The organism is Acinetobacter sp. YH12105, assembly GCF_013419095.1.
Taxonomy (GTDB): Bacteria; Pseudomonadota; Gammaproteobacteria; order Pseudomonadales; family Moraxellaceae; genus Acinetobacter; species Acinetobacter pseudolwoffii.
In genome coordinates this window covers 146192-171967 of the sequence record NZ_VPAU01000001.1, presented here as the reverse complement: position 1 = coordinate 171967, position 25776 = coordinate 146192, and the positions used below count along the sequence as shown (strand labels likewise).

The following is a 25776-nucleotide window of genomic DNA, read 5'->3' as shown; positions in this document are numbered from 1 at the left end:
CGGTATACTTCCACCTAACTTTTTCGAGCGTAGATTGTTTATGCACATGTTTTTTCAAGAACTAAAGCAGGGTAGCCAGGCTTTGGGTTTAGAGCTATCTGAAGAAGCTTTGAATTTATTACTCAAGTATCAGGACGCTTTGGTGCTGTGGAACAAAGCATATAATTTAACTGCGATCCGTGATCCGAAAGAAATGCTGGTCAAGCATCTGCTGGACAGTCTCAGCATTCTAAAAGATCTGCCAGCGGGCCGTCTGCTCGATATCGGTACGGGTGGCGGTATGCCGGGCATGATCATTGCTTTATGTCAGCCCGAGCGTGAATGTGTATTACTCGATTCAAACGGTAAAAAAATTCGTTTCCTGAAGCAGTTTATTGCCGATCTGAAACTTAAAAATGTCATTGCGGTGCAAACGCGTGTAGAAAATGAAGACAGCATTAACGAGCTGGGTCAATTTGATGTGATTACCAGTCGTGCGTTTGCATCTCTGACTGACTTTGTGGATGCCTCTAAACCGTATATGCATGAACAGACCATTATTGCCTCAATGAAAGGCTTAATTCCTGAAGATGAAGTCACTGCTTTAAAAAATGAATTTAGTTGTGAGATTATTGAACTTAAAGTTCCGCGCTTAGACGAACAGCGTCATTTACTGCTATTAAAACGTATTTAAGAATTTTAAAGGGATTGGGGGCAACATGGCACAAATTATTGCGATTGCAAACCAAAAAGGTGGTGTTGGTAAAACCACAACCGCAGTAAATTTGGCGGCATCTTTAGCTGTGTTAAAAAAGCGCGTTTTGCTGGTCGATATGGATTCGCAAGGCAATGCAACCATGGGGTCGGGCATTCAAAAGAATGACTTGCTCTATTCGGTCACCGATGTATTGCTGGGTGAAGTGCCGATTGAAACGGCGATCGCCAAGGCAGAGGTCGGTTATAAGGTTCTGGGTGCCAACCGTGATCTGGCTGGGGTTGAGCTGGCAATTGCAGATCAAGAAGGACGTGAATTCATCCTGCGTGATGCATTGCAAGAAGTCGAAAAGTCATTTGATTATATTATTGTTGATTGTGCGCCAAGTCTGAGCCTGATTACAGTGAATGCTTTGGCAGCGGTTGATGGTGTGCTGATTCCGATGCAGTGTGAATATTATGCACTGGAAGGTCTGGCTGATTTGACCCAGACCATCGATCGGATTCAGCAAGCATTGAATCCAGACCTGCAAATAGTCGGTGTATTACGTACCATGTATGATGCGCGTAATGCCTTGACCCGTGATGTCTCTGAAGAATTAGAACAATATTTCGGTAAAAAACTGTATGACACCGTGATTCCACGCAATATTCGTCTGGCTGAAGCACCAGCACACGGTTTGCCGGTGATTTATTTTGAGAAAAGCTCAAAGGGTGCAGTTGCTTACTTAAATCTGGCAGCTGAAGTATTAAAGAAAAGCAAAGTGAAAAAAGGAAGTAAAGCATGACCGTCAAGAAACGTGGACTCGCTAAAGGTCGTGGCTTGGATGCCTTGCTAGGCTCAATTCAAAAAGAAAAATTACAGATGGAAGCCCAAGGTCTTGATCATGGTCAGCTCAAACAGATTGATGTGAACCTGCTCAAGCGTGGTGAATACCAGCCGCGCCGTTATATCAACGAGCAAGACTTGCAAGAGCTGGCGGCATCGATTGAAAAACACGGCATTATGCAGCCGATTGTGATTCGTCCGGTCGATGACGAACGCTATCCTTATGAAATTATTGCCGGTGAACGTCGTTGGCGTGCAGCGCAGTTGGCAGGTTTAACTGAAATTCCTGCGATTGTGCGCGAACTTCAGGATCAGGTCGCGATTGCATTGGCTCTGATTGAAAACATCCAGCGTCAGGATCTGAATCCGATTGATCAGGCCATGGCTCTGCAACGTTTCCATGAAGAATTTGGTTTAAGCCATCAGGAAATTGCAGACACAGTCGGCAAGGCACGTACTACGGTCAGTAACTTACTTCGCCTGCTCAGTCTGGCTGAAGAAGTGAAAGACTTTATGCAGCAAGGCCTGCTGGATATGGGGCATGCGCGTGCGATTCTAACGCTGAAGGCAAAAGACCAGCTCAAAGTCGCTGATATCGTGATTGAAAAAAGCTTGTCTGTTCGTCAAACCGAGCAGTTAGTCCGTGATTTTAATGCACCTAAACAAGAAAAAGTAAAACAAGCGCTTGCACCGGATATTCAGCAATTGACCCAGCGCCTTTCAGAGCGTTTCAGTGCTGATGTGAAAATTGACTATAACAAACAAGGTAAAGGAAAATTAGTCATTAGTTATCATTCTTTAGAAGAGCTGGATGGCATTCTTTCTATTTTAGAAGATGAATAATTTATATATTTTTTTTATTGGGGAATAAATTAGATGTGGGAATTGGTTAAAGCGGGTGGCTGGCTCATGCTGCCACTGGTCTTGTGTTCTATCTTTATGTTGGCGATTTCGATCGAGCGCCTGATTCGCCTGAAGAGGAAAGCGGTACTTCCGTCTACACTTCTGATGAGTCCAGTGCAAAATGCATCACAAGTCATGCAAAAAATTCAACAAAGTACAGAATTGAAGCACAGTACTTTAGGCCGGGTATTTGCAGCAGGCTATGCCAGCAAGCCGCAGGGCGAACAGTATGCCCGTGCACAAATGGAAGTGATGGCATCGCAGGAAATTGGTTATCTGGAAAAGAATATTAACTTTCTGGGAACCTTAAGTGCTGTGGCGCCATTGCTGGGTTTGTTGGGGACTGTGCTTGGGATTATCGAATCTTTTCTGATGATCGATGTGGGGACTGGGAGTGATCCGGTATTGATGATGCCAGGTATTTCCAAAGCCTTGATTACCACAGCAGCCGGGATGCTGATTGCGATTCCGGCACTTTTTGCCCATCGTTACTTCCAGCGACTGGTTCAGGAATATGTGGCGGAGCTTGAACAGCAGGCGACCTTGTTTCATGCGGATCTTTTTTATCGCAATATTGCAGATATAGACCAAGATATGCAAAAAGCCAGCTAGGAGGCGGATGATGAAATTCAAACGCAACCAGGTTGAAGATGTGCATATTAATCTGACCCCTATGATTGATTGTCTGCTGTTTATTCTGGTCTTTTTACTGTTATCGACAACATTTAGCCAAATGAGCCGTATGAACTTGACCTTGCCAGATGCGCAGGGTGTTCCGCCTAAAAGTTATGATCAGAAAGTTGAAGTGATTGTGGATGCCAATGGTCATTATGCAGTCAATGGTCAATCCTTGGCCAGTAAAGAAGTCGCAGATTTAAATACTGCAATTAAACAGATTTCTAATGAACGCCGTGATTTAATGTTCGTCATTGCCGCTGACGCGAAAGCCAGCCATCAGGACGTGATTCGCGTTATGGATGTGGCCGGGCAGCTCGGCTTTGTCAATATTAATATCAGTACCAAAGTACCTACCCGAGGTTATTAGTGAAGCACGATTTTAAGGTCTATCTTCGCCTTTTAAGTTATTTAAAACCCTTTTGGGGCATCGGATTGCTTGTCCTGCTCGGTTTTTCTATTAATGCGGCTACAGAAGTTTCTGTGGCTAAATTACTGGAATATATTATTGAGGCCATTCAAGACAAAGACCAGAGTTTCACTTCGCTTTTCCCGTTTTTAGTGGTTGTCCTGATGTTCTTTCGTGGGCTGGGATTATTCATGGGGGGGTATTTTACTGCGGTGATTTCCCGTAATCTGGTGTTCAATATCCGTCAGGAAGTTTTTGCAAAACTGCTGCGTTTACCGTCTCAGTATTATCTGGACAATACCAGCGGGCATATTACTGCCAAGATCATGTATAACGTGGAACAACTGACCGCTGCCTCAACAGAAGCGTTAAGAACCCTGTTGCAACAAGGTTTGATTACGATTGCGCTATTAGGCTATCTGCTATATAGCAACTGGCGTCTGACCATGTGTATCCTGATTTTTGCACCCGTCATTGGCTTTGTGATCAGTAAGGCAGCTAGACGGATGCGTAAATTGTCACAGCAAGTGCAAGATACCATGGGGGATGTCAACCATGTGGTTCAGGAAACGGTCAATGCCAACCTGATCGTCAAGGGTTTTGGCGGCCAAAGTTACGAGCAGGAACGCTTTAAGCAGAACTCGCTGGAAAACTTGCGTCGTGGCTTGAAAATGGTCGCTGTGCAGCAGTTGAACAGTCCTGTGGTTCAGCTGATCATGTCTATTTCACTCAGTATTGTCATGTTTATTGCCTTGCGTCCACAGATCCTTGGCGATACCTCTGCCGGTGAATTTGTGGCTTATATTACGGCTGCGGGCATGTTGGCAAGACCAATCAAGGCTTTAACAGATATCAATGAAAAAATTCAACGGGGTATGGCCGCAGCGCATTCGGTATTTGAATTGCTGGACATGCCCGAAGAAAAAAATACCGGGACTTTAAGCGATAGCTTAAAAGGTAATATTCAGTTTAAAGATGTCAACCTGTTTTATGATGATGGTCATCATGCCATTCGTGATTTTAATTTAGAGGTAAAAGCTGGTGAAACGGTTGCTCTGGTTGGGCGTTCCGGTGCCGGTAAAAGCTCACTGGTGAATTTGCTGGTACGTTATCAGGATACAACGTCAGGTCAGCTTCTACTGGATCAGAAACCGATTGAAGACTTTGAGCTGACTGCCTTGCGTACCCAGATTGCGATGGTGAATCAGCAAGTGGTGCTGTTTAATCGGACTGTGCGGGAAAATATTGCCTATGGTCAGCTCGAAGGTGCGACTGATGAAGATATTATTGCAGCAGCAAAAGCCGCTTATGCACATGATTTTATTATGGCTCTGCCAAAAGGTTATGATACCCAACTGGGTGCTCAAGGTTTAAATCTGTCTGGTGGTCAGCGTCAGCGCATCGCGATTGCACGTGCGATTTTGAAAAATGCCTCTATTCTGATTCTGGATGAAGCAACCAGTGCCCTGGATAATGAATCCGAATACTTTATTCAGCGTGCCTTTGATCAGGCCATGCAAGATCGTACAACCATTGTGATTGCACACCGTTTATCGACGATTGAAAATGCGGATCGTATTGTGGTCATGGATCAGGGGTGTATTGTCGAGCAAGGGACTCATGCAGAACTGATTGCATTGCATGGGGCTTATTATCAGCTGCATCAACGTAATTTTGAGGAACAATAAGTTATGGCATTGGCGCAAATCATTCAGGATGCTTGGAATGCACAGGCAAAGTGGCTGGTGGTGCTGCGTCCTTTGTCATGCTTGTATCGTTTAGGTTTTGTCAGCAATCGCTGGCTGTACCAGAAAGGGATCAAGACAAGCTATAGTGCTCCGGTTCCGGTCATGGTGATTGGCAATATCACTGTCGGTGGTAGTGGTAAAACCCCTTTGCTGATTCATCTGGTTGATTATTTAACTCAACAAGGTGTAAAAGTTGGGGTGATTAGCCGTGGTTATGGCGGCAAAGGTCCATTTCCGGCTTATGTGGATTTTAATACCTTGCCTGAGGTCGTCGGTGATGAGCCTGCCTTGATTGTACAGGCGACGGGCGTGCCGATGGCCGTAGGGCCAAACCGGCAAAAAAGTATTGAACTGTTACTGCAAAGACATCAGTTGGATCTGATTATTTGTGATGATGGTTTGCAGCACTGGGCTTTAAATCGTCAGATTGAATGGATTGTACTGGACAATAATCGCGGTCTGGGCAACCAAAAACTGCTTCCGGAAGGCTATCTGCGTGAACCGGTGACACGCTTGGAAACAGGAACGGTAATTGAACATTCGGCAAGTCCAAGTTCTGAGCTGTATATGCATCTGGCTGCATCACAGCCTTATCTACTCAATCAAGACAACAATAAAATCTTCGATTCTCAGTCGGCTTTTTATGCAGTGGTGGGAATCGGTTTTCCGCAGCGCTTTTACCAGACCCTGAAAAATCTGGGCATAGAACAATTCCAGTGTCATGAATTTCCCGATCATCATGATTATGACATTGAAGATCTACAGTTTGATGATGCCAATCCGATCATTACCACGGAAAAAGACGCAGTCAAAATTATGGCATTACTGAAACAATATCCCGATTTTAAGCAGGATATCTGGGTGGTGCCAGTCGATGCAGTATTATCGCCAGCCTGCTATACGGTCTTGCAGCAACAGTTACAACAATACGGTATTCAAATTTCTTAAGGCTTATTCAGTATGAAACACATTGTTATTCCTGCACGTTTTGCCAGTTCACGTTTGCCGGGTAAACCCTTGCTGGACATTCATGGTCGTCCCATGATTCTGCGTGTGGTGGATCAAGCCAAAAAAGTACAAGGTTTTGATGATTTGTGTGTGGCGACCGATGATCAGCGTATTGCTGAGGTTTGTCGTGCCGAAGGTGTTGATGTGGTGATTACTTCGGTGGATCATCCTTCTGGGACAGACCGCCTCAGTGAAGTAGCGCGGATCAAAGGCTGGGACAGTCACGATATTATTGTCAATGTGCAGGGTGATGAGCCTTTATTGCCGGCACAACTGGTGAAACAGGTGGCACAACTTCTAGAAGATCAACCGGATTCTTCGATGTCGACGCTATGTGAGCCGATTCATCAACTAGACGAATTTAAGCGTGACAGCATTGTTAAAGTGGTGATGTCCAAACATAATCAAGCTTTGTATTTTAGCCGTGCCACCATTCCTTATGACCGTGATGGCGCGAAACTGGCTGAAGCAAAACTGCATAATCAGGCCTATCGTCATTTAGGTTTATATGCTTACCGTGTAAAACTGCTTCAAGAATATGTCACTTGGGAGATGGGGGTTCTGGAAAAACTGGAATCTCTAGAGCAATTGCGGGTACTGGAAAATGGTCACCGTATTGCGATTGCCGTGGCTGAAGCCAATTTGCCACCGGGTGTGGATACTCAAGAAGATCTGGATCGATTGAATCAAATGGATCTTTCTCATTTTGCTTAAGAAGAGTTGAATACATGCCTTTTGATGTCAATGCACAGATTTATCCATGGCAGCAACAGGTTTGGGAAACGCTGACCGGACGTTTTCCCAAGCTTGGGCATGGTTTATTGTTTTATGGCAAAAAAGGCTGTGGCAAGGAGGCATTTAGCCAGCAGTTTCTGGCTTGGGTCTTGTGTCTGAATCGGCAGTCTTCTGGTGCATGTGGCGAATGTGGCAGTTGCCAATGGTTCAAGGCTGATACGCATCCCAATTATGTGCATATCAGCACCGACGAAGACAATAAAAAACAGAATGCCAAAATCAAGATTGAAAAGATTCGTGATCTGTTGCCTTTTGTGCAGCAGACCGTCGATGGCTGGCGAGTGATTGTAATTGAACCTGCGGAAGCCTTAAATATCTCCTCTGCCAATGCATTATTGAAAACGCTAGAAGAACCCGGTGACAATACGGTCATTATTTTGCTGGCAGATCATTATTTAAAATTGCCTGCAACGATACGGAGTCGCTTGCAGCATTTTGCCTTAGACCGGATTTCTGCAGAACAATTTAGTGATTATGTTCAGGCACAGTTGCCGGATGCAGGTTCTAGCCAGCAACAGTTATTGATGAACCTGTCCAATCAGATGCCCTTACAAGCACTCGAGGTTGCACAAAGTGCCTGGCTGCCACTGCGTCAGGAATTCCTGCAAGACTGGCAAAAACTGGTGATGCAAAAAAATATGCCGCTTGCAATTGCGACCAAATGGAACAAAAGCCTGAGCTTTGGTGAATTTGCTCCCATGTTTGAATACTTGTTGTCCGATTTAATTTGTGTCAAGCTCAATCAAACGGTGAAAAACATTGATCTTGAGTTTAATGTGCTTGCCGAACAATATTCATTAGCAGCACTTTTTAAAATTTATGAAGATTTTCAGCAAGCCAAGCAATATCTCGAGCAGAATGTTCAAAGCAATCTGGTTATTGATGAATTGTTTATCAAGCTGATGAATCTTTAATTAAGGGGAAATCACATGCAACCACGTATGGGCGGTATTATTCAGGCCAATATTCCTGATATTGAAACACTGTTTGCCAGCTATATGCCTTATGTATGGGGTGGTGGACTGTTTATTCCGTCCAAGCAGCCGGTCAAGCTGGGTGAAGAAGTTTTTGTATTGACCACTTTGCCTGAACAGACCCAGAAAATTCCTTTAACCGGTAAAGTGATCTGGGTCTCGCAAAAGCAGAATGGCATCAAGCCACAAGGCTTTGGCATCCAGTTAAGCGGTGAAAAGGGTGTTTATTTCAAAAATGAAGCAGATCGTCTGGTTGCAGGTCTTAAATCTGAAGGGCGTAAAAGTTACACTATGTAGTTCATTTAGCTGTGGTAGGAACGCATTGTGTTTGTAGATACCCATTGTCATTTAACGATGCTGGATTTAACGCCGTATAACGGTGATCTGGATCAGGCACTCGCACAGGCCCGTGAAGCGGGTGTATCCAGGTTCATGAGTATCTCGGTCGATCTGGATGATCATATCGCGCTGGCGAAAATTGCCGCGCGTCACCCGGATGTCGGTTATACCGTTGGGGTACATCCTTGCGAAGATGCTGCGACCATGGCGCGTGCCACGACCGAATATCTGGTCGAGCTGGCACAGCCTGAAAAAGTCTGGGCACTCGGTGAAACCGGTCTGGATTATTATCACAGTACAGATTTTGTCGAAGAACAAAAAGCCTGCTTTGCCCGTCATATCCATGCTTCGCAAATGACCAAGAAACCGGTGGTGGTACATACCCGTGCTGCCAAGCATGATACCGTGGATATTATCCGTGCGGAAAAATCCACGCATGGCATCTTGCATTGCTTTACTGAAGATTGGGAAACTGCCAAAGCGGTTTTAGACTGCGGTTATTATGTCTCATTTTCCGGGATTATCTCGTTTAAAAATGCCCAGGATCTGCGCGATGTGGCCAAACAGGTTCCGCTGGATCGTGTACTGATTGAAACCGATAGTCCTTATCTTGCGCCGATGCCATATCGTGGTAAATCTAACGAACCTAAATACGTTCCTTATGTAGCCAAAGCGCTTTGTGATGTATATGATAAGTCGCTAGAAGAAATGGCTTCTATCACAAAGCAGAACTTTGAAAATCTTCTAAATTTAAAGTAAATAAAGTTATATAAAGTACAAGAGAGTTTATAGGGTGAAGATGGATCGTCAGGCTCAGTTTCGAGCAAGAGAAACCTTGATTTTTCAAGTCGCAGAGCAGCTCCTGCTGGAAAATGGTGAAGCAGGAATGACGCTAGATGCGCTTGCTGCTGAACTTGATCTGGCCAAAGGGACACTCTATAAACATTTTCAGAGTAAAGATGAACTGTATATGTTGCTGATTATCCGTAATGAGCGCATGTTGCTGGAAATGATTCAGGATAGTGATAAAGCTTTTCCTGAACATCTGGCCTTCTTTATGTTGCACCATTTACATCATCCGGAACGTACGGTGCTGTTCCATCAGATTGAAGAACGTCTGTCGACGACTGGCGTGGGAATTCAGCATCTATTCAGTGAACTGTATCAGGTACGCAAACAGCGTTTACGCCTGATCATCCGCATGACAGAAAGTTATCTGGTTTCAATTCATAGCCGCATGTCGGTGCGTGACTATCTGGCGTCGATCTGGTCACTGACCCATGGCGCCGCTGCAATTCTCAATTCCAGTTTTTATCAGCGTTATCTGGGTTCACGCGATACCTTGCGCGTGGCCTATATCGATCAAGCACTGGCTTTGCCAAAGCAGGTGCATTCTGCCGAGCAGTTTGCCTAAGGTTAGAGCTTAGTATGATCAGATCATCTCACAGCGCAGTTCGTGGCTTTACCCTCATCGAATTGATGGTGGTGATTGTGATTATGGGAATCATGGCCTCACTGGTATTGCTGAATACCAGTGGTGTCGATCAGCGTAAGGCCATGCAGGCACGCGAGATTTTGTTATTAGACTTGCAGCGGGTCATGCGTGAGGCGAATGACCAGTCCAGAATACTGGCGCTTGATATGCAACCCGCGACCGATGTCTCGCCATTTCGTTATGGAATTGTAGAATATCGTTCAGCAGCGCAGACTGAACAGAACCTGCAAAATGAAAAATGGCAGAGTTATACAGAATTTAAATTACGTAAGCTGCCGGATCATGTGTCTTTTCGGATTCAGGGGCTAGAACAACAGCGTTATGCCCGTGCGCAAAATCGTGATCTGACGCAGGCGAATTCTCCTCAATTGATCTGGCTGGGGAATGGTGAGGTCAAGCCGGTACGGATTCAGTTCTTTTTAGAAGATCGCGAAGTCGGCTCTGCGATTGAGGTGGATCATCTGGGCAAAATCAATGAAATCTAGATCTTTCAAGCAAAATGTGTGCTCTAGGGTGATCAAATCATTTAAATCGAGTGCTGATCGATTGCATTGTGGGCACTTCGAGCAGAGCTCTTGGTCTTGCGCAGCGGTGAAACAGCATTTCACTCATCGCAGCTCAGGCTTTACCTTGCTGGAAGTTATGGTTGCACTGGCAATTTTCGCCACCGCAGCCATGACGCTGACCAAAGTTGCAATGCAATATACCCAGTCAACCTCGAATGCCATTCTGCGCACCAAAGCACAGTTTGTTACCCTGAACGAAGTGGCTCAAATGGAAATCAATCAGCAATGGATGGATGGTACGGCCTCCAAACAGCTGACCCAGCAAGGCGAAACCTGGCAAATTGACAAGCGCAGTGAACCGACGATCAGTCCCAATGTGCAGCGTATTGAACTACAGGTCAGTCTGGTGAATCCGGATACCGGCCAGGTTACATCCGGGATCAGCAGCTTAATGTTCTTTAATCATCGCATGAACAATACGCCATGAAGCCTAAAGGATTTACCCTGGTCGAATTATTGGTTGCCATTGCAATCTTTGCAGTGCTGTCTGCTTTGGGCTGGAAAGTTTTTGATTATATTGTCAAAACCAAAGATCAAAATGCAGTACATGAACAGCGTCTAGGTCAGCTACAGGAAACCTATCAGCAAATTTTACGGGATACCGTACAGGCAGTCCCTTTAACGGCCAATATCAATAGTGATATTCAACCGGCTCTGGTTTTGCAAAATGGCCGTTTTAATTTTAGTAAAACTGGCGTGACTGATCCTCTGGAGGAGGGTATTTCGCCAGATGAACGCATTGAATATCAGTATCGGGCCGATGAACAAAAACTGTATCGACTGAAATATCGCAACCTGAATCAGACCGGTCGTGATCAACCTGAATCCAGTATTTTATTATCGGACGTTGAGCAATTTCAGGTTGTGGTGCTGAATCCAAATGAACTCACACAGTGGCCTGATTCTTCTATGGATTTAAATCAGCTAGAGCAGAAACAGCGCTTGCCCAAAGGCATTAAAATCAATTTAACCGTGAATGGCGTCAGCTATGAGTGGCTGTTTAGTTTATTAAATACGGACTTTTTGCTTGATAATCAGAATACAGGTCAACCCGGCTAAGAATCATAAAAAATGAAAATGAATAAACAGAGGCTGAAGCAGCAGCAGGGCATTGCACTGATTACCATTCTGGTGATGGTGGCATTGGCGACTATTCTGGCAGCCACGATTGCCCAGCGTCAGGCTGCAACTGCTGAAAGTACCGCCTATCTGATGCGGCAAAATCAGTCGCTGATGTATGCCAAAAGTGCCGAAGCCTTTTTTTCTGAATTACTGGTGGATGATGCTGAAAATGCCGCAGAGGTTGATCATCTACAGGAAACCTGGGCGCAGCCGATGCCGGCTTTTCCGGTCGATGACGGCTATGTTTCCGGAATCATCCAGGATGAATCGGGCAAGTTTAATTTAAATAGCCTGATCACTGCTGAAGATAGCGTCAATGAAAATGCCAAAGCATGGTTCGAGCTGATTTTAAAACGTGCAGGTTTGCCAGCGCAGCTCAGTGAAGCCGTAATTGACTGGCAGGATGAAAACGAGCTGGTGAGTGGAGGTATGGGTGCCGAATCTAATTATTATCAAGGCTTACCGAATGCCGCTTTACCGCCGAATGCAAAATTTCATAGCGTAGAGGAATTAAAGCTGGTACGTGGTTTTGAAGAAAATAAGTACAAACGGATAGCACCTTATCTGAGTGCTGCACCGATGCAGGAAAGTCCGGTCAATATTAATACAGCATCTGCTTTTCTTTTAGCCAGTATGGATGAAAAACTGGATGTGAATGCAGTACAACAATTGCTGGATCAGCGACAGGCCAATTTGGAACACTTTTCTAATGTGTCTGAGTTATGGTCACTCGAACCGTTTGCGCAAGTCGATGCTGCTAAGCGTAATCTGTTTAATAGCCTGCTCGGAGTGCAATCCAATTATTTTAAAGCTCAGATCGAAGTGGTCTTGAGTGAACGCAAGCGCCAGTTCAGTAGTGATCTGGTTCGTCAGGACAAACAGGTATATGTGGCTTATCGCAGTATGGCACCCTTTTAGTCAGGGCTTATTCAGTTATACTGTCAGTCTAAATCTGAACAGCAGCTTGATCCCTTTTCCCTATCAGGCTGAACAGCAAAATTAATCCTCAAAGCTGTAGTTTTGCTTTATAATCAAAATCAATTCACCTATTTTTTGACGACATTACGGCATATGTTAATTCGTAAGTTATTTAAGTTTGAGAATGCTCATATTGTGCGTAACTGCACGTCAGATCGCTGTAAGCGTTCGATCCATGGCCATAGTTATAAAGTCGAGCTACTGTTAAAAGCCTCGAAATTAGATCATGGGCAAATGGTCTATGACTTTGGTCTGCTTAAAGGTGTGATTAAGGATTTCTTTGATTCTTTCGATCATGCGATCTGTTTCTGGCAAAATGACGACCCGGAATATATTCAGGCTTGCAAAACTTTCAGTGCGCGATGGGTGTCGTTACCGGTATCACCATCGGCAGAGCAGTTTTCACGTATCTTTTTCTTTCTGGCGCAACAAGTGCTGGCATCGACCGTGACTCAAAATGGCGAAGGTGATGTCGAAGTCTATTCTGTGATTATGCATGAAACCGATACCGGTTATGCACAAAGCTTTTTAGAAGATATTCAAAATGAACAGATGGGCATTCTGAGTCTGGATCAAATTGAGTTCTCTGAACAGGTGCAAGCTGAATGGACCGATCCGGACATGTTGAACAAGCTGAAACAGGGCACAGCATTTCATAACCCGACTGTAGATTTACAGGTACAGATTTAAAGTCTGCGTGACTTTAAATCCATTGACATAGATTTAGGATTGAAGAATGTCTTTAAATGAACAGCAACTGGCCAAACTGAATAAGGTTCAGTTGGATGAAAGCTGGAAATATGGATTGAGTGAGTTTTTACTCAGTCCGAAAATGGACGAATTAAAAGCTTTTCTGATTGAAGAAAAAAAAGCAGATAAAACAATTTATCCTCCCAATCATCTGATTTTTAATGCCTTGAATACCACGCCGCTCGATCGGGTTAAAGTGGTCATTTTAGGGCAAGATCCTTATCATGGCCCGAATCAGGCGCATGGATTAAGCTTTTCGGTGCAAAAAGGGGTTGCATTGCCGCCATCTTTGCGTAATATTTTTCACGAGTTACATGCGGATGTCGGGGTTGAACGACCAAAGCATGGTGACTTGACGCATTGGGCAGAGCAGGGTGTGCTTCTGTTAAATGCAGTACTGACTGTAGAGGCAGGTCAGCCGACTTCGCATCAAAAGCGCGGTTGGGAAGAATTCACCGATCACGTCATTGATGTTTTAAATGAGCAGCGTGAACATATTGTCTTTATTCTTTGGGGCGCATACGCACAGCGTAAAGGACAGCGCATCAATCAGGACAAGCATCTCGTGTTAAAGGCCGCACATCCATCGCCTTTGGCCGCAAACCGTGGTGGTTTTTTTGGTTGTAAAGTATTTTCAAAATCGAATAACTATCTCAAACAACATGGCATTGAGCCTATAGATTGGCAGCTGGACGCATGACATATTCTCCCCTTACTAAAACTTATCATCCGGATTTGATCGTTGAAGAAGCGCATAATGGCTGGCGTATCGTTCGTTTAAATCGTCCAAAGTCTTTGCATGCTCTGGATGAATCGATTGCTTCTGCACTTTTGGAAGTATTTCAGGATTTTCATACGGATGACAGCGTAAAAGCGATCTGGTTAGATTCAACCACACCGAAAGCATTCTGTGCCGGCGGCGATGTGCGTAAATTACGTCAACTGGTCATTAACGATGAAGTGGCGGCTGCCAATAAGTTTTTTGAACAGGAATATGCGCTGGATCTGTTATTGCATAATTATGCCAAACCGGTTTTGGTCTGGGGTGAAGGTTATGTGATGGGTGGGGGCCTTGGTCTGTTTATGGCGGCACCTTTCCGTTTAGTGACGCCGTATTCGCGTTTGGCGATGCCTGAAATCAATATCGGTTTATATCCCGATGTGGGTGCAACCCGTTTCCTGGCCGATCGGGGCGCGATTGGTTTATTTACCGGCTTGACCGGTTCAATCATGACCGCTGCAGGCGCTTATGGGATTGGCTGGGCAACACATATTTGTGATGCACAGCGTGATTCAGTTTTAGATAAAGTGATTAATATCGACTGGGATCATTATCCTGCAGGTGACTTCCGTGCCATTGATGACACTTTAAATAGTATGCATCGTCCGGTAGGGCCAGGACCACTGCAAAACTCTCTGGATGTGATTCATAGTGTTTGTCGTGGTGTCAACTTCGAGCATGATTATGAATCGATTATCGGTCTCAGTGATGCGCGCAGTGACTGGTTGCGTCAAGCCAGTGAAAATCTGCAAAAAGGTTCACCAACTACAGCTGCATTGACCTGGTTGCTCTGGCAATGGGGTAAACAGGTACATTCCTGGAATGAAATTTTTGAACTGGAAACCCAGATTTCTGACTGGAAAATCCGTCATCATGATTTCGTTGAGGGGGTACGCGCGCGTCTGGTGGATAAAGACCTTTCTCCTGCATGGAAAAAGGGTGCAGATATGAGCTTAAAAGGTATTTTGTCTGCAAACCCTCCGGTGACCAATATTGAAAGCTGGGATGCCTTGCTAAAACAGTATGGTGTGATTTAAGTCTTACATGTCCGAAACACAACTGAGCGATGAATACTGGATGCAGCTTGCCTATGCGCAGGCTGCACTTGCTGCCGCACAGGGCGAAATTCCGGTGGGTGCGATTATTGTTAGTCAGCATCAGATCATTGGTCAGGGCTTTAATGCGCCGATTTCCTTAAATGATCCGACCGCGCATGCCGAGATTGTGGCGCTGCGTGATGCCTGTCAAAATATCCAGAATTATCGACTACCTGACGATGCAGTGCTGTATGTAACCCTTGAGCCGTGCACCATGTGTGTCGGTGCTTTGGTGCATTCACGGGTTTCACGGGTAGTATTTGGCGCATTTGAAGCGAAAGCGGGTTCACTGATCAGTGCACGTCAATTATTTGAAACGGGCTATTATAATCATGTATTTTCCTTTGAAGCAGGCTGCATGCAGCAGCAATGCTCCGAACAGCTTAGTGCATTTTTCAAGTTGCGTCGTGAGCAGAAGCGGCAACTCAGGTTACAAGAAAAATTATTAAATACGCAGAAATAAATCTACTTTATCGCTAAAATTCCTTAGTTTCAAATCTATAATTTCAGGAAAAATAATGCATAGCATTCAAGTAAAAAAAGAATTTCCGGCATCGATTGATGAAGTCTTTGATTTAATGTCTAAGCATGCCACCTATAATATTGCCTTTGCGCCGATGCAGGTTGAACGAATCAAGGATTCTGCAGATGCGGAACATCCGGATGGACTAGGTTCGGTGCGTGCTATGGGGGTGGGGCCGCTCAAGCCGCTGAAAGAGCAGATTACATTGTTTGAGCCGAATGCTCGTATTGAATATCAGATTATTAAAAATCCATTGATCAAGCATCATCTGGGGATTATCGAATTTGAAGCGCTGGCCGATGATAAAACCCTGGTCACCTATACGATTGAATTACAGGCGCGTGCGCCTTTTGTGAGTAAATTAATTCTTGCACAGTTACAGGCAGCGATTAAACTAGGCCTGACGAAACTCGCAAAATCTGTTTAAACAACAACGGGAAAGCAATGACAGTTCAAATTATTACCATTGATGGTCCAAGTGGGTCTGGCAAAGGCACGTTGGCAGCAAAACTGGCTGCACATTATCAGTTTCACTTATTGGATTCTGGCGCGCTCTACCGGCTTTTGGGTTTGTCATTGCATCACCATGATTTACTGGATTTAATGGATATTAAGTTGCCAGAATGCGTACAAATCGCAACAAATCTGGATATCCAGTTTGTCAGTAGCGAAACCGGGGTGCAGGTGTACTTGGATGGCGAAGATGTTTCCCAGACCATTCGAACTGAACGCGTCGGAGAATTTGCTTCAAAAGTTGCTGCAATTCCTGAGCTTAGAATGGCAATGGTTTCACGTCAACATGCTTTTGCACAGGCACCTGGTCTGGTGGCAGATGGCCGCGATATGGCCACAAGTATCTTCCCGCAAGCTCAGGCTAAAATATATTTGACTGCATCGGCTGAATCGCGCGCGCAAAGACGTGTAAAGCAGTTGCAGGGTATGGGGCTGGATGTTAAAATAAACGATATTTTAGCTAATATCATCGCGCGTGATAAACGAGATATGGAACGCACTGTCGCTCCACTCAAGCCTGCCGACGATGCTTACATTATCGATAGTTCAAATTTGAACATTGATGAGGTATTCCAGTTGATGACCACTTATGTGGACCAGCAGTTAGCCAATTAACCTGATTTTATCAGCAAACGCATAGCTTGATCAGTTTTATATGGACTATGTAGATGCTTAATTAAACCGGCCTTGTCTGATCCAAGACCGCTGACTTTATCGGAAATATCATGACCGAATCTTTTGCAGCCCTCTTTGAAGCAAGTGAATTAAACCTCAACGTTGAAAAGGGTGCAGTTATCCAGGGCGTTGTAGTAAGCATTGACTCTGATTGGGTAACTGTTGACACTGGCCTTAAATCTGAAGGCGTTGTTGACCGTGCTGAGTTCTTAAATGAACAGCGCGAACTTGAAGTTCAAGTTGGCGACACTGTAGACGTAGTTGTTGAAGCGCTTGACAACGGTATGGGTCAAACTGTTCTTTCTCGCGAAAAAGCTAAACGCGCTGAGACTTGGACTAAACTTGAAAAAATCTTTGAAGACGGCGAAATCGTTACTGGTGTTATCTCTGGTAAAGTTAAAGGCGGTTTCACTGTTGACATCGGTCCAGTACGTGCGTTCCTTCCAGGTTCTTTAGTTGATACTCGTCCTATTCGTGATACGACTCACCTAGAAGGCAAAGAGTTAGAATTTAAAGTAATCAAACTTGACGCTAAACGTAACAACGTTGTTGTTTCACGTCGTGCTGTTATGGAAGCTGAATCTTCAGCTGACCGTGAAGCTCTTCTTGCTCAGCTTGAAGAAGGTCAAACTGTTACTGGTACAATCAAAAACCTTACTGACTACGGCGCATTCGTTGACCTTGGTGGTATTGACGGTCTTCTTCACATCACTGATATGGCTTGGAAGCGCATCAAGCATCCTTCAGAAGTTGTTGAAGTGGGTCAAGAAGTTACTGTTAAAGTACTTAAGTTCGACCGCGAGCGTAACCGTGTTTCTCTAGGTCTTAAACAACTTGGCGAAGATCCATGGTTAGCGATCATGAACCGTTACCCTAAAGGTTCAATCGTTAAAGCGCGCGTAACTAACCTGACTGACTACGGTTGTTTCGCTGAAATCGCTGAAGGCGTTGAAGGTTTAGTACACGTTTCAGAAATGGATCACACGAACAAAAACATCCACCCATCTAAAGTTGTTCAGATCGGTGATGAAGTTGATGTTATGGTTCTTGAAGTTGATGAAGAGCGTCGTCGTATTTCTCTTGGTATCAAACAAACTCGTGCTAACCCATGGGAAGAGTTTGCTAAAGACCACGACAAAGGCGAAAAAGTTTCTGGTACGATCAAATCTATCACTGATTTTGGTATCTTCATCGGTTTACCAGGCGGTATCGACGGTCTAGTTCACTTGTCTGATATTTCTTGGAACGAACAAGGCGAAGAAGCGATTCGTCGTTACAAGAAAGGCGACACTGTTGAAGCGGTTATCCTTTCTGTAGACGCTGAAGGCAACCGTATCAGCCTTGGCATCAAGCAAATGAACAACGATCCGTTCAATGACTTCCTTGCTGCTAACGAACGCGGTGCGTTGGTTAAAGGTACTGTAACTGCAGTTGATGCGAAAGGCGCGACTGTTAAGTTAGCTGACGAAGTTGAAGCGACTCTGAAAGCATCTGAAATCAACCGCGATCGCGTTGAAGATGCAACTAAGTTCCTTGAAGTTGGTCAAGAAGTAGAAGCGAAGATCATCAACGTTGATCGTAAATCTCGCGCAATCAACTTGTCTATCAAAGCGAAAGACGAAGCTGAAGAGAAAGAAGCAGTTGCTAACTTGAAAACAGCGCCAGCTGCTGGTCAAGACAATGGTCCTAAGACGATTGGTGACCTGATCAAAGCTCAAATGGGCAACTAAGTAGACGTTTGAATTGTATTGTTAATGTAAGTTAACTAATACTTTTTATACAAATACTGTAAACGGTAGCGTAGTATTTAATTATTGCGCTACCGTTTTGTATTTAAACAGGTTATTATCGGGAAATAGATCCCAAGTAGCTTGATAATTAAAGAGGTCGCAGATGACTACTGAAGCACTTAATAAGTCTGACTTAATAGAGCGCATTGCATTAAAAAATCCGCATTTGGCCGAGCCTTTAGTGGAAGAAGCGGTTAAAATTATGATTGATCAAATGATAGAAGCTTTATCATCTGACAATCGTATCGAGATTCGCGGATTTGGTAGTTTTGCATTGCATCATCGTGAGCCACGCGTGGGTCGTAACCCTAAAACTGGTAAATCTGTAGAAGTGGCTGCAAAAGCAGTTCCGCACTTTAAGCCAGGTAAGGCCCTTCGTGATGCTGTAAACGAATCTGCAAATAAATAATTGTAAATATTTACGGGGTGTTCATGCGTTACGTTCTGGTCGTTCTTTTATTGGTGCTGTTTGGCTATTCATTGGCTTTGGTTTTGCAAAATGGTACCGAATTGTCCGTGGACTTGTTATTTACTCAAGTTCCTGCAATGCGTCTAGGATTATTGCTGCTCCTTACCCTATCTCTAGGCGTCGTGTTAGGCCTGTTATTGGGCGTTCAAATCTTCCGGGTTTTCCAGACCAATTGGGAAATCAAGCGATTACGTAAAGACATTGAACATCTGCGTAAGGAACAGTTGAATACAGCTAAGTTAATGGCCGCTGAAGCAGCAGCCCATACCCGGCATGAAAAAACTGTATTAGATATTACCAATGAAAATCAAAGCCCATTATAATGGGCTTATTTTTTGCCTATTTGAAGGGATAATCTCTTGAGTATCATTGTTGCACTAGATGCCAAAAGCCAATTTGATGCCTTAGCCATTGCAGAACAGCTAGATCCTGCCTTGTGTCGACTAAAAGTGGGCAAAGAGTTATTTACCCATGAAGGTCCAATCATTGTCAGAGCACTTCAAGACAAAGGTTTTGATGTATTTCTGGATCTGAAATTTCATGATATTCCAAATACGACTGCACAGGCAGTCTGCGCGGCAGCTGATTTGGGTGTATGGATGGTGAATGTACATGCATCTGGTGGCCGAAAAATGATGGAAACCTGTGTAGAGCGTTTACAAGCAGGCAACTATAAAACTCAACTCATTGCTGTGACAGTGCTGACTTCAATGGGTCGTGAAGACCTCAAAGATATTGGTCTGGATATTGAGCCAAATGAGCATGTCAAGCGTCTGGCTCAACTGACCAAAAACAGTGGCCTGGACGGGGTGGTGTGTTCAGCTCAAGAAGCAAAAATGTTACGTGAAACATTAGGCCAAGACTTTGCTTTGGTAACACCCGGTATTCGTCCTGAAGGTTCAAATGCCGATGATCAGAAGCGTATTGTGACACCGAAACAGGCGATGCTGAATGGTTCGACTCATCTGGTGATTGGCCGTCCTATTACCCAGTCTAAGAATATGCGTCAGACTTTAAAAGATATTTTGGCAACGCTTTAATATGATTTGAATGACAAAAAGCCTTTCAGTCGAAAGGCTTTTTTATATATTGAAAAAAATGGTTATAAAATAAAAAGGAAAAATGATGACTTCATCTGAACCACAATTAGAAAAAGAACAGAATGACGTGATTCAAAATGTTCAACAGGCGGAACAGCTTAAGCAACAAGAACAGCAACAACAGCAGGCAAGCTCAGCAGATTGGACAGCAGGGATCGATGTGGTCAGTTTGGCATCTGATGCCATCAGCCTTGCTTCGGATGTTATTGAAACAGTAGGCGATGCCTTAAGTGATATTGATTTAAGTTTTTAGTCAGCCCTTCTTGCTTGTGCTTCGTTTTAAAATCCTGCTTTAGAACTTAGTCAGGAAGGAGAGTTCCTCTTTAGAAAAGAGAGATTTAGGGAGATTGAGAAAGCAATAAAGCAATTAAATCGCTGCCAGTACACTCACCATGACTGGTGCTAACAGTGACAAAATAAATCCACTGACCATAGCATGCGGAATAAAATCGTGACCGCAAGCCTGCTTAACCATCGGTAAAGTCACATCCATTGCAGTTGCACCTGCTGCGGAAATGGCAGATCTCGGGTATCTCCAGCCCATACAATACATCAGTAAGATGGCAAAAATTTCTCTAAACAGGTCATTCATTAGTGCAATGCTGCCGAGTTCTGCATTTCGAAGCTCGGTCACGACAACGCCTGACATTGAGTAAAATCCATAGCCTTGTGACAGCATGATCAAATCTTTCAGGCCAATCTGTGTGTTCCAGAATGAATACAGCATAACTGCGAATAATGAACCGAAGATACAACCGATCGGAACCAGAAGAATTTTGATATTTAACCAAGAACGATCCAGTGGCGAATAAGCCAGATCTAAACCAATGAAAAACATAAATATCAGTAACAAATGCCAGGTGCTAATGTGCAAGGATAAATCAAACAGACTCAAGCCAGCATGTAAAAAGTATCCGCCTGCGAGTGCCAAAAAAGCATAACTCATATTCAGTAAGGATTTAATTACCAGATCAAGGGATATTCTGCCTGAACTGGGAAGAAAACCAGCCCACTTGAACAGCAAATAGCAAATAGCAAAAGCACCGAGTGATGTCAGAAAGGCAATGCTGATGGATGTACTCAGAATCTGTAGGGGATGCTGTAATTCATCCACAAGCTGTGAGAATTCAAAGGCAATCGCAATCAGTAACACATAGCTGAAATAAGGTAAGAGCTTGAAACAGATTTTAATCAGCGATACTGGAATCCGTTTCGCCAAAGCAAAACCGAGTGCCAAACAGAGAAGAAGCTGAAAGATGAGCCAAAGCGATTGCATAAGTTTAATAGATTGAAAAAATTATCTTTAAATTATGCCATCGCTTGATGCTAGATGGTGAAAAGCTTTTAGCTAACTTTATTGAATAATCGATAATCTGCGGTATTGGGTTTCTTGGTTTTCAGCCAGTATTTCCAGGTATAAGTCGGCCATAAGGCAAAATTCTTGCCACCTTCCTGCTGATACCAACTGATACAGCCAGATTGCCATACGGTCTGTTCAAACATATGTTGCACCTGCTGATTAAATGTATCTTGCGCCTGCTCTTTGACCATAATGGCATCGCTATATGATTGATCGACCCGCTGCATGAGCTGCAAGATATAGTCAACTTGTGCCTCAATCATAAAAATCACAGAGTTGTGTGCCAATAGGGTATTTGGGCCCAGTAATTGAAACAGGTTTGGGAAACCTTTCATGCAAATTCCATAATAACTTTCAGCCCCCTGTTTCCAGACCTCATTGAGCTGTAGATTATCCAGCCCAGTACATTGAAAATTCTTCATATAGATGCGTGGATCGGTAATGAACCCGGTGCCATAAATCAGACAGTCAATTGGCCGCTCCTGACCATCTTGGGTAATGATGCTATTTTCAGTGAGTTCCTGAATCTTTTCAGTCACCAGTTCTACATTCCTGCGGTTAAAAGTCGGGAAATAGCTATTGGAAACCAGAATACGTTTACAACCCATGATGTAATCCGGAGTGAGTTTTTGAGCTAACTCAGGATCTTTAATCTGGTATTTGATGAACAGTTCTGCCAGTTTCTGGGTGTATTTCATGATTCCGGGTTTAACGATGGGGATGACCCGCGATTCATTTGACCAATATAAGCGGGCACGGTGCAGTTTTCGGAACCAGTCATATTTTTCAAATAGTGTCTTTTCGAGAGGGTGATAGACACGTTCATCGCGAGGAATGATCCAGGCTGCAGTACGTTGCATGACATAGAGTTGTTTGCATTGTGGGGCAATTTCCGGAACATATTGAATGGCGCTGCCACCTGTGCCAATCGATGCGACATTTTTGCCATTTAAATCATAAGTATGATCCCATTGTGCAGAATGAAAGACTTTCCCTTGAAACTTCTCAATACCGGGGATAGGTGGAATCTGGGGAATGTGCAAAGGCCCTGAAGCAAATATGACAAATTGGGCTTCCAGGATACTTTGATCTTGTAACTGCAATTGCCACAGACAGCGCTCTGCCTGGTAATGCGCTGAAAGGACTTCAGTATTTAAGCGGCAGAAAGCACGTAGCTTATAATCGTTTACCAGATCCTGAATATAGGAAAATATCTCGGGTGCTTCGGCATAGCGTTTTGACCAGTTGCTTTTCGGCGCAAATGACAGGGAATATAAATGTGACTGCACATCACAGGCTGCGCCAGGGTACTGGTTGTCTCGCCAGGTTCCACCAAATTCATTGCCTTTTTCCAGCAGAATAAAATCATGGATGCCTTGCTGCTGTAAACGTATTGCCATGGCAATACCGCCGAAACCGGCGCCAATAATGGCAACTTTGGTATGAGCGTGGGAGCGTGTGACAGTGGCATGATCTAGCATTCGTACATTCCTTGTTTATTTTAATGTTGGATATTTATCGTAATTTGCTCCTAAACGATTAGACATAAAATTGATCTAAACGGCAATAGCCGACACATTATTTTTATAGTACAACTAGTGCAAGCACATTGTATTTGTATGGTTATGAAACGTTCTGTTCTCAGTCTGATGTATTTGATTCAAGGGATGCGTAAGGCTGGCATGCAGGTCGATCAGAAACTGCAAAACATTGGGTTGCGTGTAGATGCCTTTGATCCAAGCTCGGTGATCCATCCGAGTCTGGAACATGATGTGCTCAAGGTGGTGGGGCAGGAAATTCAGCCTGAACAGGGATTATTGATTGGCCAGCATTATGCTTTGGCAGGTTATGGCCCCTTACTCATGTTGCTGGTGACCAGTCCTACGGTACGTGATGCACTGAATCAGGTGATCCGTTTTCAGCAGTTGACGCATTTGACCGGTCAGTTGGCCTTGCAGCAAAGCGAGCATCATAGCGCGCTGTGTTATCGAGCAAAGCAGCAGGATGATCATTTGGGAATGTTGCTGGCACAGGCGGAGATTTCCGGAACGTTTAAGTTTATCCGGGAAATTTACAAATTGATGGGCTTATCCAAACCGGATCTGCGGATCGAGTTGCCATTTGCCCATCCAGAAGATCTGAATACCTTAAAGGTCTACCATGATTATTATGGAACACAGGTACAGTTTGATGCATCTCGGGCAGCATTCTGGTTTGATGAAGCAGTGCTGGATATTAAAATTCCCTCTGCGGATGCGGTCACTTTTGCTGTCTATGAAGCCAAATGTCTGGCTGAAATGGAACGTTTGCAACAGGATGAGCAGACGCCGATTGTGGTGCAGCGTGTTCAGGATTATCTGGAAATACAAAGTGGTTTGATGCCGAGCATGGCCGAAACTGCGCAGGCGCTAAATATTCCGGAGCGAACCTTGCGGCATCAGTTACAGCAGTGCGATACCAGTTATAAACAGATTCGCGAAGACATTATTAAAGATAAGGCTTTGCGATTGATTGAATATAAACAGTATTCAATTGAAATGATTGCAGAGTTGTTGGGCTATTCCGAGCCGGCTGCTTTTAACCATGCCTTTAAACGCTGGTTTGGGCAAAGCCCTCGGCAATATGTGAAATAGCCTAAGCTTGTTTATGCCAAAGTGTTATAGTGTGTTGATTAAACTCCGCTATAATTAAATTGATCCCAAATAGTACGAAACTCTATGTCCGATTTTAATTCACAGCACAGCACCGCCTTTAGTCCGATTTCTCCTGCAGAACGTTATGCACAAGCAATATCTTCGGGACAGTTTATGCCTGATGATGCACAGGCAATGGCAGTACATGAACTGAATCGTGTCTGGCTGGAATTGATTCAGCGTTTTAAGGCCTCGAAAAAAGCCTTTCGCCGTTTTCGCCGTCAGACTTCTCCCAATGGCGTGTATATGTGGGGTGGTGTGGGTCGTGGCAAAACCTGGTTAATGGATCAGTTTTATGATTCGATTCCATTTCGCCGTAAAACCCGGATGCATTTTCACCACTTTATGCAGCATGTGCATCGTGAATTAAATAAGCTCTCTGGGCAGCGTAATCCGCTGGATCTGGTCGCGGATCAGATTTATAAAGACGCGGTGATTATCTGTTTCGATGAGTTCTTTGTATCCAATGTCACCGATGCCATGATTCTGAGTGATCTGTTCCAGAAACTATTTGAACGCGGGATTACTTTGGTTGCAACTTCGAACATTGCCCCAGATGGTTTGTATAAAAACGGGATTCATCGTGACCGTTTCCTGCCGACGATTGAACTGGTCAAGAAAAACTGTGTGGTGTTAAACGTCGATGCCGGCGTCGATTACCGTTTACGCGTATTAAAACAGGCGCAGTTATTCAAATTCCCATTAACCCATGATCATAAAAACTGGATTGCGCAACGTTTCAGTGCTTTGACTCAGACGCAAACCTGCTCTGAAGAGCCGATTATCATCAATAACCGTATTGTGGAAACTGTGTCACATACCGAAGATGTATTGTGGTGCGAGTTTTCTGAGCTGTGTCTAAAACCACGTAGCCCGGCTGACTTTATTGAAATTGCCAATATTTATAATACGGTTTTAGTCAGTAATGTGCCGCACCTGACCGATTTCCTCAATGATGGGACGCGCCGTTTTATTTATCTGGTCGATGAGTTCTATGACCGTGGTGTCAAACTGTTATTGACCTCGGAAGATAATATTATTGATATTTACCAAGGTGAAAAACTAGTCTTCGAAATTGAACGGACGCGTTCACGTTTACTGGAAATGCAGTCGGATGAATATCTGAATTCTGAACATCGTCAGATTCAGAAAACTACTTCAAGTGAGTAGGAAGCAGAATAAAAGCGCTGGTCATTGACTGGCGCTTTTTTATAAAAATAAGCAGGTAAATGATCGACAACTAGGGCCAAACATGGCTTAATCTTGATCTAAATATGATCGTGTATAACTAGAATGCATAATTTTTACTCGAAAATCTGAACTTAAGTCTAATTTCTACATTTCGAAAACTTTATACACTGTCATTAGGGTATTTAGCAGAATGATATCTCAATGCGGCTGAGCGACGTCTGATATGTTTATGAGGGTACTCATATTATGAAAAATGCTCAGTATTTAGCAATTTGATAATACTATTCAGCTAGATTTTAA

31 protein-coding genes are annotated in these 25776 nt (G+C 44.0%); 29 read left to right on the top strand and 2 right to left on the bottom strand.

The window, feature by feature from the left end:
• Nucleotides 1–40: 40 nt before the first annotated feature.
• The 27 genes from rsmG (at nucleotide 41) to FTU44_RS00720 (ending at nucleotide 20485) form a co-directional block, all read left to right on the top strand.
• On the top strand, nucleotides 41–673 hold the full coding sequence (rsmG, locus tag FTU44_RS00850; RefSeq protein WP_005097338.1) for a 16S rRNA (guanine(527)-N(7))-methyltransferase RsmG: 633 nt from the start codon (nucleotides 41–43) through the stop codon (nucleotides 671–673).
• Nucleotides 674–698: 25 nt separating this feature from the next.
• Nucleotides 699–1481, top strand: coding sequence for a ParA family protein (locus FTU44_RS00845; protein WP_005170377.1), 783 nt, complete (start codon nucleotides 699–701; stop codon nucleotides 1479–1481).
• Nucleotides 1478–2365, top strand: a complete 888-nt coding sequence (locus FTU44_RS00840; protein WP_005097335.1) for a ParB/RepB/Spo0J family partition protein — start codon at nucleotides 1478–1480, stop codon at nucleotides 2363–2365. The genes FTU44_RS00845 and FTU44_RS00840 overlap by 4 nt, the downstream gene beginning before the upstream one ends.
• A 33-nt stretch (nucleotides 2366–2398) precedes the next feature.
• Complete coding sequence (locus FTU44_RS00835; protein WP_005097334.1) at nucleotides 2399–3037, top strand: MotA/TolQ/ExbB proton channel family protein; 639 nt, start codon at nucleotides 2399–2401, stop codon at nucleotides 3035–3037.
• A gap of 10 nt (nucleotides 3038–3047) precedes the next feature.
• A complete protein-coding gene (locus tag FTU44_RS00830; protein ID WP_004278885.1) occupies nucleotides 3048–3470 on the top strand; it encodes a biopolymer transporter ExbD in 423 nt (140 codons plus the stop codon).
• A complete protein-coding gene (gene msbA, locus FTU44_RS00825) occupies nucleotides 3470–5197 on the top strand; it encodes a lipid A export permease/ATP-binding protein MsbA (protein WP_005097331.1) in 1728 nt (575 codons plus the stop codon). The genes FTU44_RS00830 and msbA overlap by 1 nt, the downstream gene beginning before the upstream one ends.
• A gap of 3 nt (nucleotides 5198–5200) precedes the next feature.
• Nucleotides 5201–6205 carry a tetraacyldisaccharide 4'-kinase gene (gene lpxK, locus FTU44_RS00820; protein ID WP_180049101.1) on the top strand — a complete coding sequence of 335 codons (1005 nt, stop codon included), beginning with the start codon at nucleotides 5201–5203 and terminating at the stop codon, nucleotides 6203–6205.
• A gap of 12 nt (nucleotides 6206–6217) precedes the next feature.
• A complete protein-coding gene (gene kdsB / locus FTU44_RS00815; protein WP_100355374.1) occupies nucleotides 6218–6979 on the top strand; it encodes a 3-deoxy-manno-octulosonate cytidylyltransferase in 762 nt (253 codons plus the stop codon).
• Nucleotides 6980–6993: 14 nt separating this feature from the next.
• On the top strand, nucleotides 6994–7974 hold the full coding sequence (locus FTU44_RS00810) for a DNA polymerase III subunit delta' C-terminal domain-containing protein (RefSeq protein WP_180049099.1): 981 nt from the start codon (nucleotides 6994–6996) through the stop codon (nucleotides 7972–7974).
• A 15-nt stretch (nucleotides 7975–7989) separates the two neighbouring features.
• Nucleotides 7990–8331, top strand: a complete 342-nt coding sequence (locus FTU44_RS00805) for a PilZ domain-containing protein (RefSeq protein WP_005170399.1) — start codon at nucleotides 7990–7992, stop codon at nucleotides 8329–8331.
• Nucleotides 8332–8358: 27 nt separating this feature from the next.
• Nucleotides 8359–9132 (top strand): TatD family hydrolase, encoded by a 774-nt coding sequence (locus FTU44_RS00800; protein WP_074383252.1) that lies wholly within the window; start codon nucleotides 8359–8361, stop codon nucleotides 9130–9132.
• 40 nt (nucleotides 9133–9172) lie between these two features.
• Nucleotides 9173–9787, top strand: a complete 615-nt coding sequence (locus tag FTU44_RS00795) for a TetR/AcrR family transcriptional regulator (protein ID WP_004645466.1) — start codon at nucleotides 9173–9175, stop codon at nucleotides 9785–9787.
• Between the two features lie 14 nt (nucleotides 9788–9801).
• Nucleotides 9802–10353, top strand: coding sequence for a type II secretion system protein (locus tag FTU44_RS00790; RefSeq protein ID WP_100535278.1), 552 nt, complete (start codon nucleotides 9802–9804; stop codon nucleotides 10351–10353).
• Nucleotides 10354–10459: 106 nt separating this feature from the next.
• The gene (gene gspI / locus FTU44_RS00785; protein ID WP_373685998.1) at nucleotides 10460–10861 is read left to right on the top strand and encodes a type II secretion system minor pseudopilin GspI; all 402 of its coding nucleotides are present in this window, start codon (nucleotides 10460–10462) and stop codon (nucleotides 10859–10861) included.
• Nucleotides 10858–11493 carry a type II secretion system minor pseudopilin GspJ gene (gene gspJ, locus FTU44_RS00780; RefSeq protein WP_005170411.1) on the top strand — a complete coding sequence of 212 codons (636 nt, stop codon included), beginning with the start codon at nucleotides 10858–10860 and terminating at the stop codon, nucleotides 11491–11493. The genes gspI and gspJ overlap by 4 nt, the downstream gene beginning before the upstream one ends.
• A 12-nt stretch (nucleotides 11494–11505) precedes the next feature.
• The gene (gene gspK, locus FTU44_RS00775; RefSeq protein ID WP_081273088.1) at nucleotides 11506–12474 is read left to right on the top strand and encodes a type II secretion system minor pseudopilin GspK; all 969 of its coding nucleotides are present in this window, start codon (nucleotides 11506–11508) and stop codon (nucleotides 12472–12474) included.
• 153 nt (nucleotides 12475–12627) lie between these two features.
• Nucleotides 12628–13224 (top strand): 6-carboxytetrahydropterin synthase, encoded by a 597-nt coding sequence (locus tag FTU44_RS00770; protein WP_005097321.1) that lies wholly within the window; start codon nucleotides 12628–12630, stop codon nucleotides 13222–13224.
• Between the two features lie 46 nt (nucleotides 13225–13270).
• The gene (gene ung / locus FTU44_RS00765) at nucleotides 13271–13984 is read left to right on the top strand and encodes a uracil-DNA glycosylase (RefSeq protein ID WP_074383250.1); all 714 of its coding nucleotides are present in this window, start codon (nucleotides 13271–13273) and stop codon (nucleotides 13982–13984) included.
• Nucleotides 13981–15102 carry an enoyl-CoA hydratase/isomerase family protein gene (locus FTU44_RS00760; protein WP_180049097.1) on the top strand — a complete coding sequence of 374 codons (1122 nt, stop codon included), beginning with the start codon at nucleotides 13981–13983 and terminating at the stop codon, nucleotides 15100–15102. The genes ung and FTU44_RS00760 overlap by 4 nt, the downstream gene beginning before the upstream one ends.
• Before the next feature lie 7 nt (nucleotides 15103–15109).
• The gene (tadA, locus tag FTU44_RS00755) at nucleotides 15110–15625 is read left to right on the top strand and encodes a tRNA adenosine(34) deaminase TadA (RefSeq protein WP_180049095.1); all 516 of its coding nucleotides are present in this window, start codon (nucleotides 15110–15112) and stop codon (nucleotides 15623–15625) included.
• A gap of 55 nt (nucleotides 15626–15680) precedes the next feature.
• Nucleotides 15681–16112, top strand: a complete 432-nt coding sequence (locus FTU44_RS00750) for an SRPBCC family protein (RefSeq protein ID WP_005097315.1) — start codon at nucleotides 15681–15683, stop codon at nucleotides 16110–16112.
• A 17-nt stretch (nucleotides 16113–16129) separates the two neighbouring features.
• A complete protein-coding gene (cmk, locus tag FTU44_RS00745; protein ID WP_005170422.1) occupies nucleotides 16130–16813 on the top strand; it encodes a (d)CMP kinase in 684 nt (227 codons plus the stop codon).
• A 110-nt stretch (nucleotides 16814–16923) separates the two neighbouring features.
• Nucleotides 16924–18603, top strand: coding sequence for a 30S ribosomal protein S1 (rpsA, locus tag FTU44_RS00740; RefSeq protein WP_005097313.1), 1680 nt, complete (start codon nucleotides 16924–16926; stop codon nucleotides 18601–18603).
• 163 nt (nucleotides 18604–18766) lie between these two features.
• A complete protein-coding gene (locus FTU44_RS00735) occupies nucleotides 18767–19072 on the top strand; it encodes an integration host factor subunit beta (RefSeq protein WP_005097312.1) in 306 nt (101 codons plus the stop codon).
• 23 nt (nucleotides 19073–19095) lie between these two features.
• Nucleotides 19096–19455 carry a lipopolysaccharide assembly protein LapA domain-containing protein gene (locus FTU44_RS00730; protein WP_074383247.1) on the top strand — a complete coding sequence of 120 codons (360 nt, stop codon included), beginning with the start codon at nucleotides 19096–19098 and terminating at the stop codon, nucleotides 19453–19455.
• Nucleotides 19456–19491: 36 nt separating this feature from the next.
• The gene (gene pyrF / locus FTU44_RS00725; RefSeq protein ID WP_180049093.1) at nucleotides 19492–20172 is read left to right on the top strand and encodes an orotidine-5'-phosphate decarboxylase; all 681 of its coding nucleotides are present in this window, start codon (nucleotides 19492–19494) and stop codon (nucleotides 20170–20172) included.
• A gap of 85 nt (nucleotides 20173–20257) precedes the next feature.
• Entirely contained in the window at nucleotides 20258–20485 is a 228-nt protein-coding gene (locus tag FTU44_RS00720) for a hypothetical protein (RefSeq protein ID WP_100329616.1), read from the top strand.
• A 114-nt stretch (nucleotides 20486–20599) separates the two neighbouring features.
• Here FTU44_RS00720 and FTU44_RS00715 read toward each other — a convergent pair whose 3' ends face one another.
• Nucleotides 20600–21508 carry a lysine exporter LysO family protein gene (locus FTU44_RS00715; protein ID WP_180049091.1) on the bottom strand — a complete coding sequence of 303 codons (909 nt, stop codon included), beginning with the start codon at nucleotides 21506–21508 and terminating at the stop codon, nucleotides 20600–20602.
• A gap of 68 nt (nucleotides 21509–21576) precedes the next feature.
• Entirely contained in the window at nucleotides 21577–23073 is a 1497-nt protein-coding gene (locus FTU44_RS00710) for an NAD(P)/FAD-dependent oxidoreductase (RefSeq protein ID WP_180049089.1), read from the bottom strand.
• A gap of 144 nt (nucleotides 23074–23217) precedes the next feature.
• Here FTU44_RS00710 and FTU44_RS00705 point away from each other — a divergent pair, with 144 nt between their 5' ends.
• Nucleotides 23218–24225 carry an AraC family transcriptional regulator gene (locus FTU44_RS00705; protein WP_180049087.1) on the top strand — a complete coding sequence of 336 codons (1008 nt, stop codon included), beginning with the start codon at nucleotides 23218–23220 and terminating at the stop codon, nucleotides 24223–24225.
• A gap of 84 nt (nucleotides 24226–24309) precedes the next feature.
• A complete protein-coding gene (zapE, locus tag FTU44_RS00700; RefSeq protein ID WP_180049085.1) occupies nucleotides 24310–25455 on the top strand; it encodes a cell division protein ZapE in 1146 nt (381 codons plus the stop codon).
• Nucleotides 25456–25776: the final 321 nt, after the last annotated feature.

Bases quoted from the DNA above. Each gene is read 5' to 3' on its own strand.
- FTU44_RS00730 (WP_074383247.1), top strand. From the start codon at position 19,096: ATGCGTTACGTTCTGGTCGTTCTTTTATTGGTGCTGTTTGGCTATTCA.
- FTU44_RS00840 (WP_005097335.1), top strand. From the start codon at position 1,478: ATGACCGTCAAGAAACGTGGACTCGCTAAAGGTCGTGGCTTGGATGCC.
- lpxK (WP_180049101.1), top strand. From the start codon at position 5,201: ATGGCATTGGCGCAAATCATTCAGGATGCTTGGAATGCACAGGCAAAG.
- zapE (WP_180049085.1), top strand. From the start codon at position 24,310: ATGTCCGATTTTAATTCACAGCACAGCACCGCCTTTAGTCCGATTTCT.
- FTU44_RS00715 (WP_180049091.1), bottom strand. From the start codon at position 21,508: ATGCAATCGCTTTGGCTCATCTTTCAGCTTCTTCTCTGTTTGGCACTC.
- FTU44_RS00830 (WP_004278885.1), top strand. From the start codon at position 3,048: ATGAAATTCAAACGCAACCAGGTTGAAGATGTGCATATTAATCTGACC.
- rsmG (WP_005097338.1), top strand. From the start codon at position 41: ATGCACATGTTTTTTCAAGAACTAAAGCAGGGTAGCCAGGCTTTGGGT.
- FTU44_RS00845 (WP_005170377.1), top strand. From the start codon at position 699: ATGGCACAAATTATTGCGATTGCAAACCAAAAAGGTGGTGTTGGTAAA.
- kdsB (WP_100355374.1), top strand. From the start codon at position 6,218: ATGAAACACATTGTTATTCCTGCACGTTTTGCCAGTTCACGTTTGCCG.
- gspJ (WP_005170411.1), top strand. From the start codon at position 10,858: ATGAAGCCTAAAGGATTTACCCTGGTCGAATTATTGGTTGCCATTGCA.
- FTU44_RS00835 (WP_005097334.1), top strand. From the start codon at position 2,399: ATGTGGGAATTGGTTAAAGCGGGTGGCTGGCTCATGCTGCCACTGGTC.
- rpsA (WP_005097313.1), top strand. From the start codon at position 16,924: ATGACCGAATCTTTTGCAGCCCTCTTTGAAGCAAGTGAATTAAACCTC.
- FTU44_RS00760 (WP_180049097.1), top strand. From the start codon at position 13,981: ATGACATATTCTCCCCTTACTAAAACTTATCATCCGGATTTGATCGTT.
- FTU44_RS00770 (WP_005097321.1), top strand. From the start codon at position 12,628: ATGTTAATTCGTAAGTTATTTAAGTTTGAGAATGCTCATATTGTGCGT.
- cmk (WP_005170422.1), top strand. From the start codon at position 16,130: ATGACAGTTCAAATTATTACCATTGATGGTCCAAGTGGGTCTGGCAAA.
- FTU44_RS00810 (WP_180049099.1), top strand. From the start codon at position 6,994: ATGCCTTTTGATGTCAATGCACAGATTTATCCATGGCAGCAACAGGTT.
- FTU44_RS00795 (WP_004645466.1), top strand. From the start codon at position 9,173: ATGGATCGTCAGGCTCAGTTTCGAGCAAGAGAAACCTTGATTTTTCAA.
- FTU44_RS00750 (WP_005097315.1), top strand. From the start codon at position 15,681: ATGCATAGCATTCAAGTAAAAAAAGAATTTCCGGCATCGATTGATGAA.
- FTU44_RS00805 (WP_005170399.1), top strand. From the start codon at position 7,990: ATGCAACCACGTATGGGCGGTATTATTCAGGCCAATATTCCTGATATT.
- FTU44_RS00790 (WP_100535278.1), top strand. From the start codon at position 9,802: ATGATCAGATCATCTCACAGCGCAGTTCGTGGCTTTACCCTCATCGAA.
- ung (WP_074383250.1), top strand. From the start codon at position 13,271: ATGTCTTTAAATGAACAGCAACTGGCCAAACTGAATAAGGTTCAGTTG.
- FTU44_RS00720 (WP_100329616.1), top strand. From the start codon at position 20,258: ATGACTTCATCTGAACCACAATTAGAAAAAGAACAGAATGACGTGATT.
- tadA (WP_180049095.1), top strand. From the start codon at position 15,110: ATGTCCGAAACACAACTGAGCGATGAATACTGGATGCAGCTTGCCTAT.
- FTU44_RS00705 (WP_180049087.1), top strand. From the start codon at position 23,218: ATGAAACGTTCTGTTCTCAGTCTGATGTATTTGATTCAAGGGATGCGT.
- FTU44_RS00735 (WP_005097312.1), top strand. From the start codon at position 18,767: ATGACTACTGAAGCACTTAATAAGTCTGACTTAATAGAGCGCATTGCA.
- FTU44_RS00710 (WP_180049089.1), bottom strand. From the start codon at position 23,073: ATGCTAGATCATGCCACTGTCACACGCTCCCACGCTCATACCAAAGTT.
- gspK (WP_081273088.1), top strand. From the start codon at position 11,506: ATGAAAATGAATAAACAGAGGCTGAAGCAGCAGCAGGGCATTGCACTG.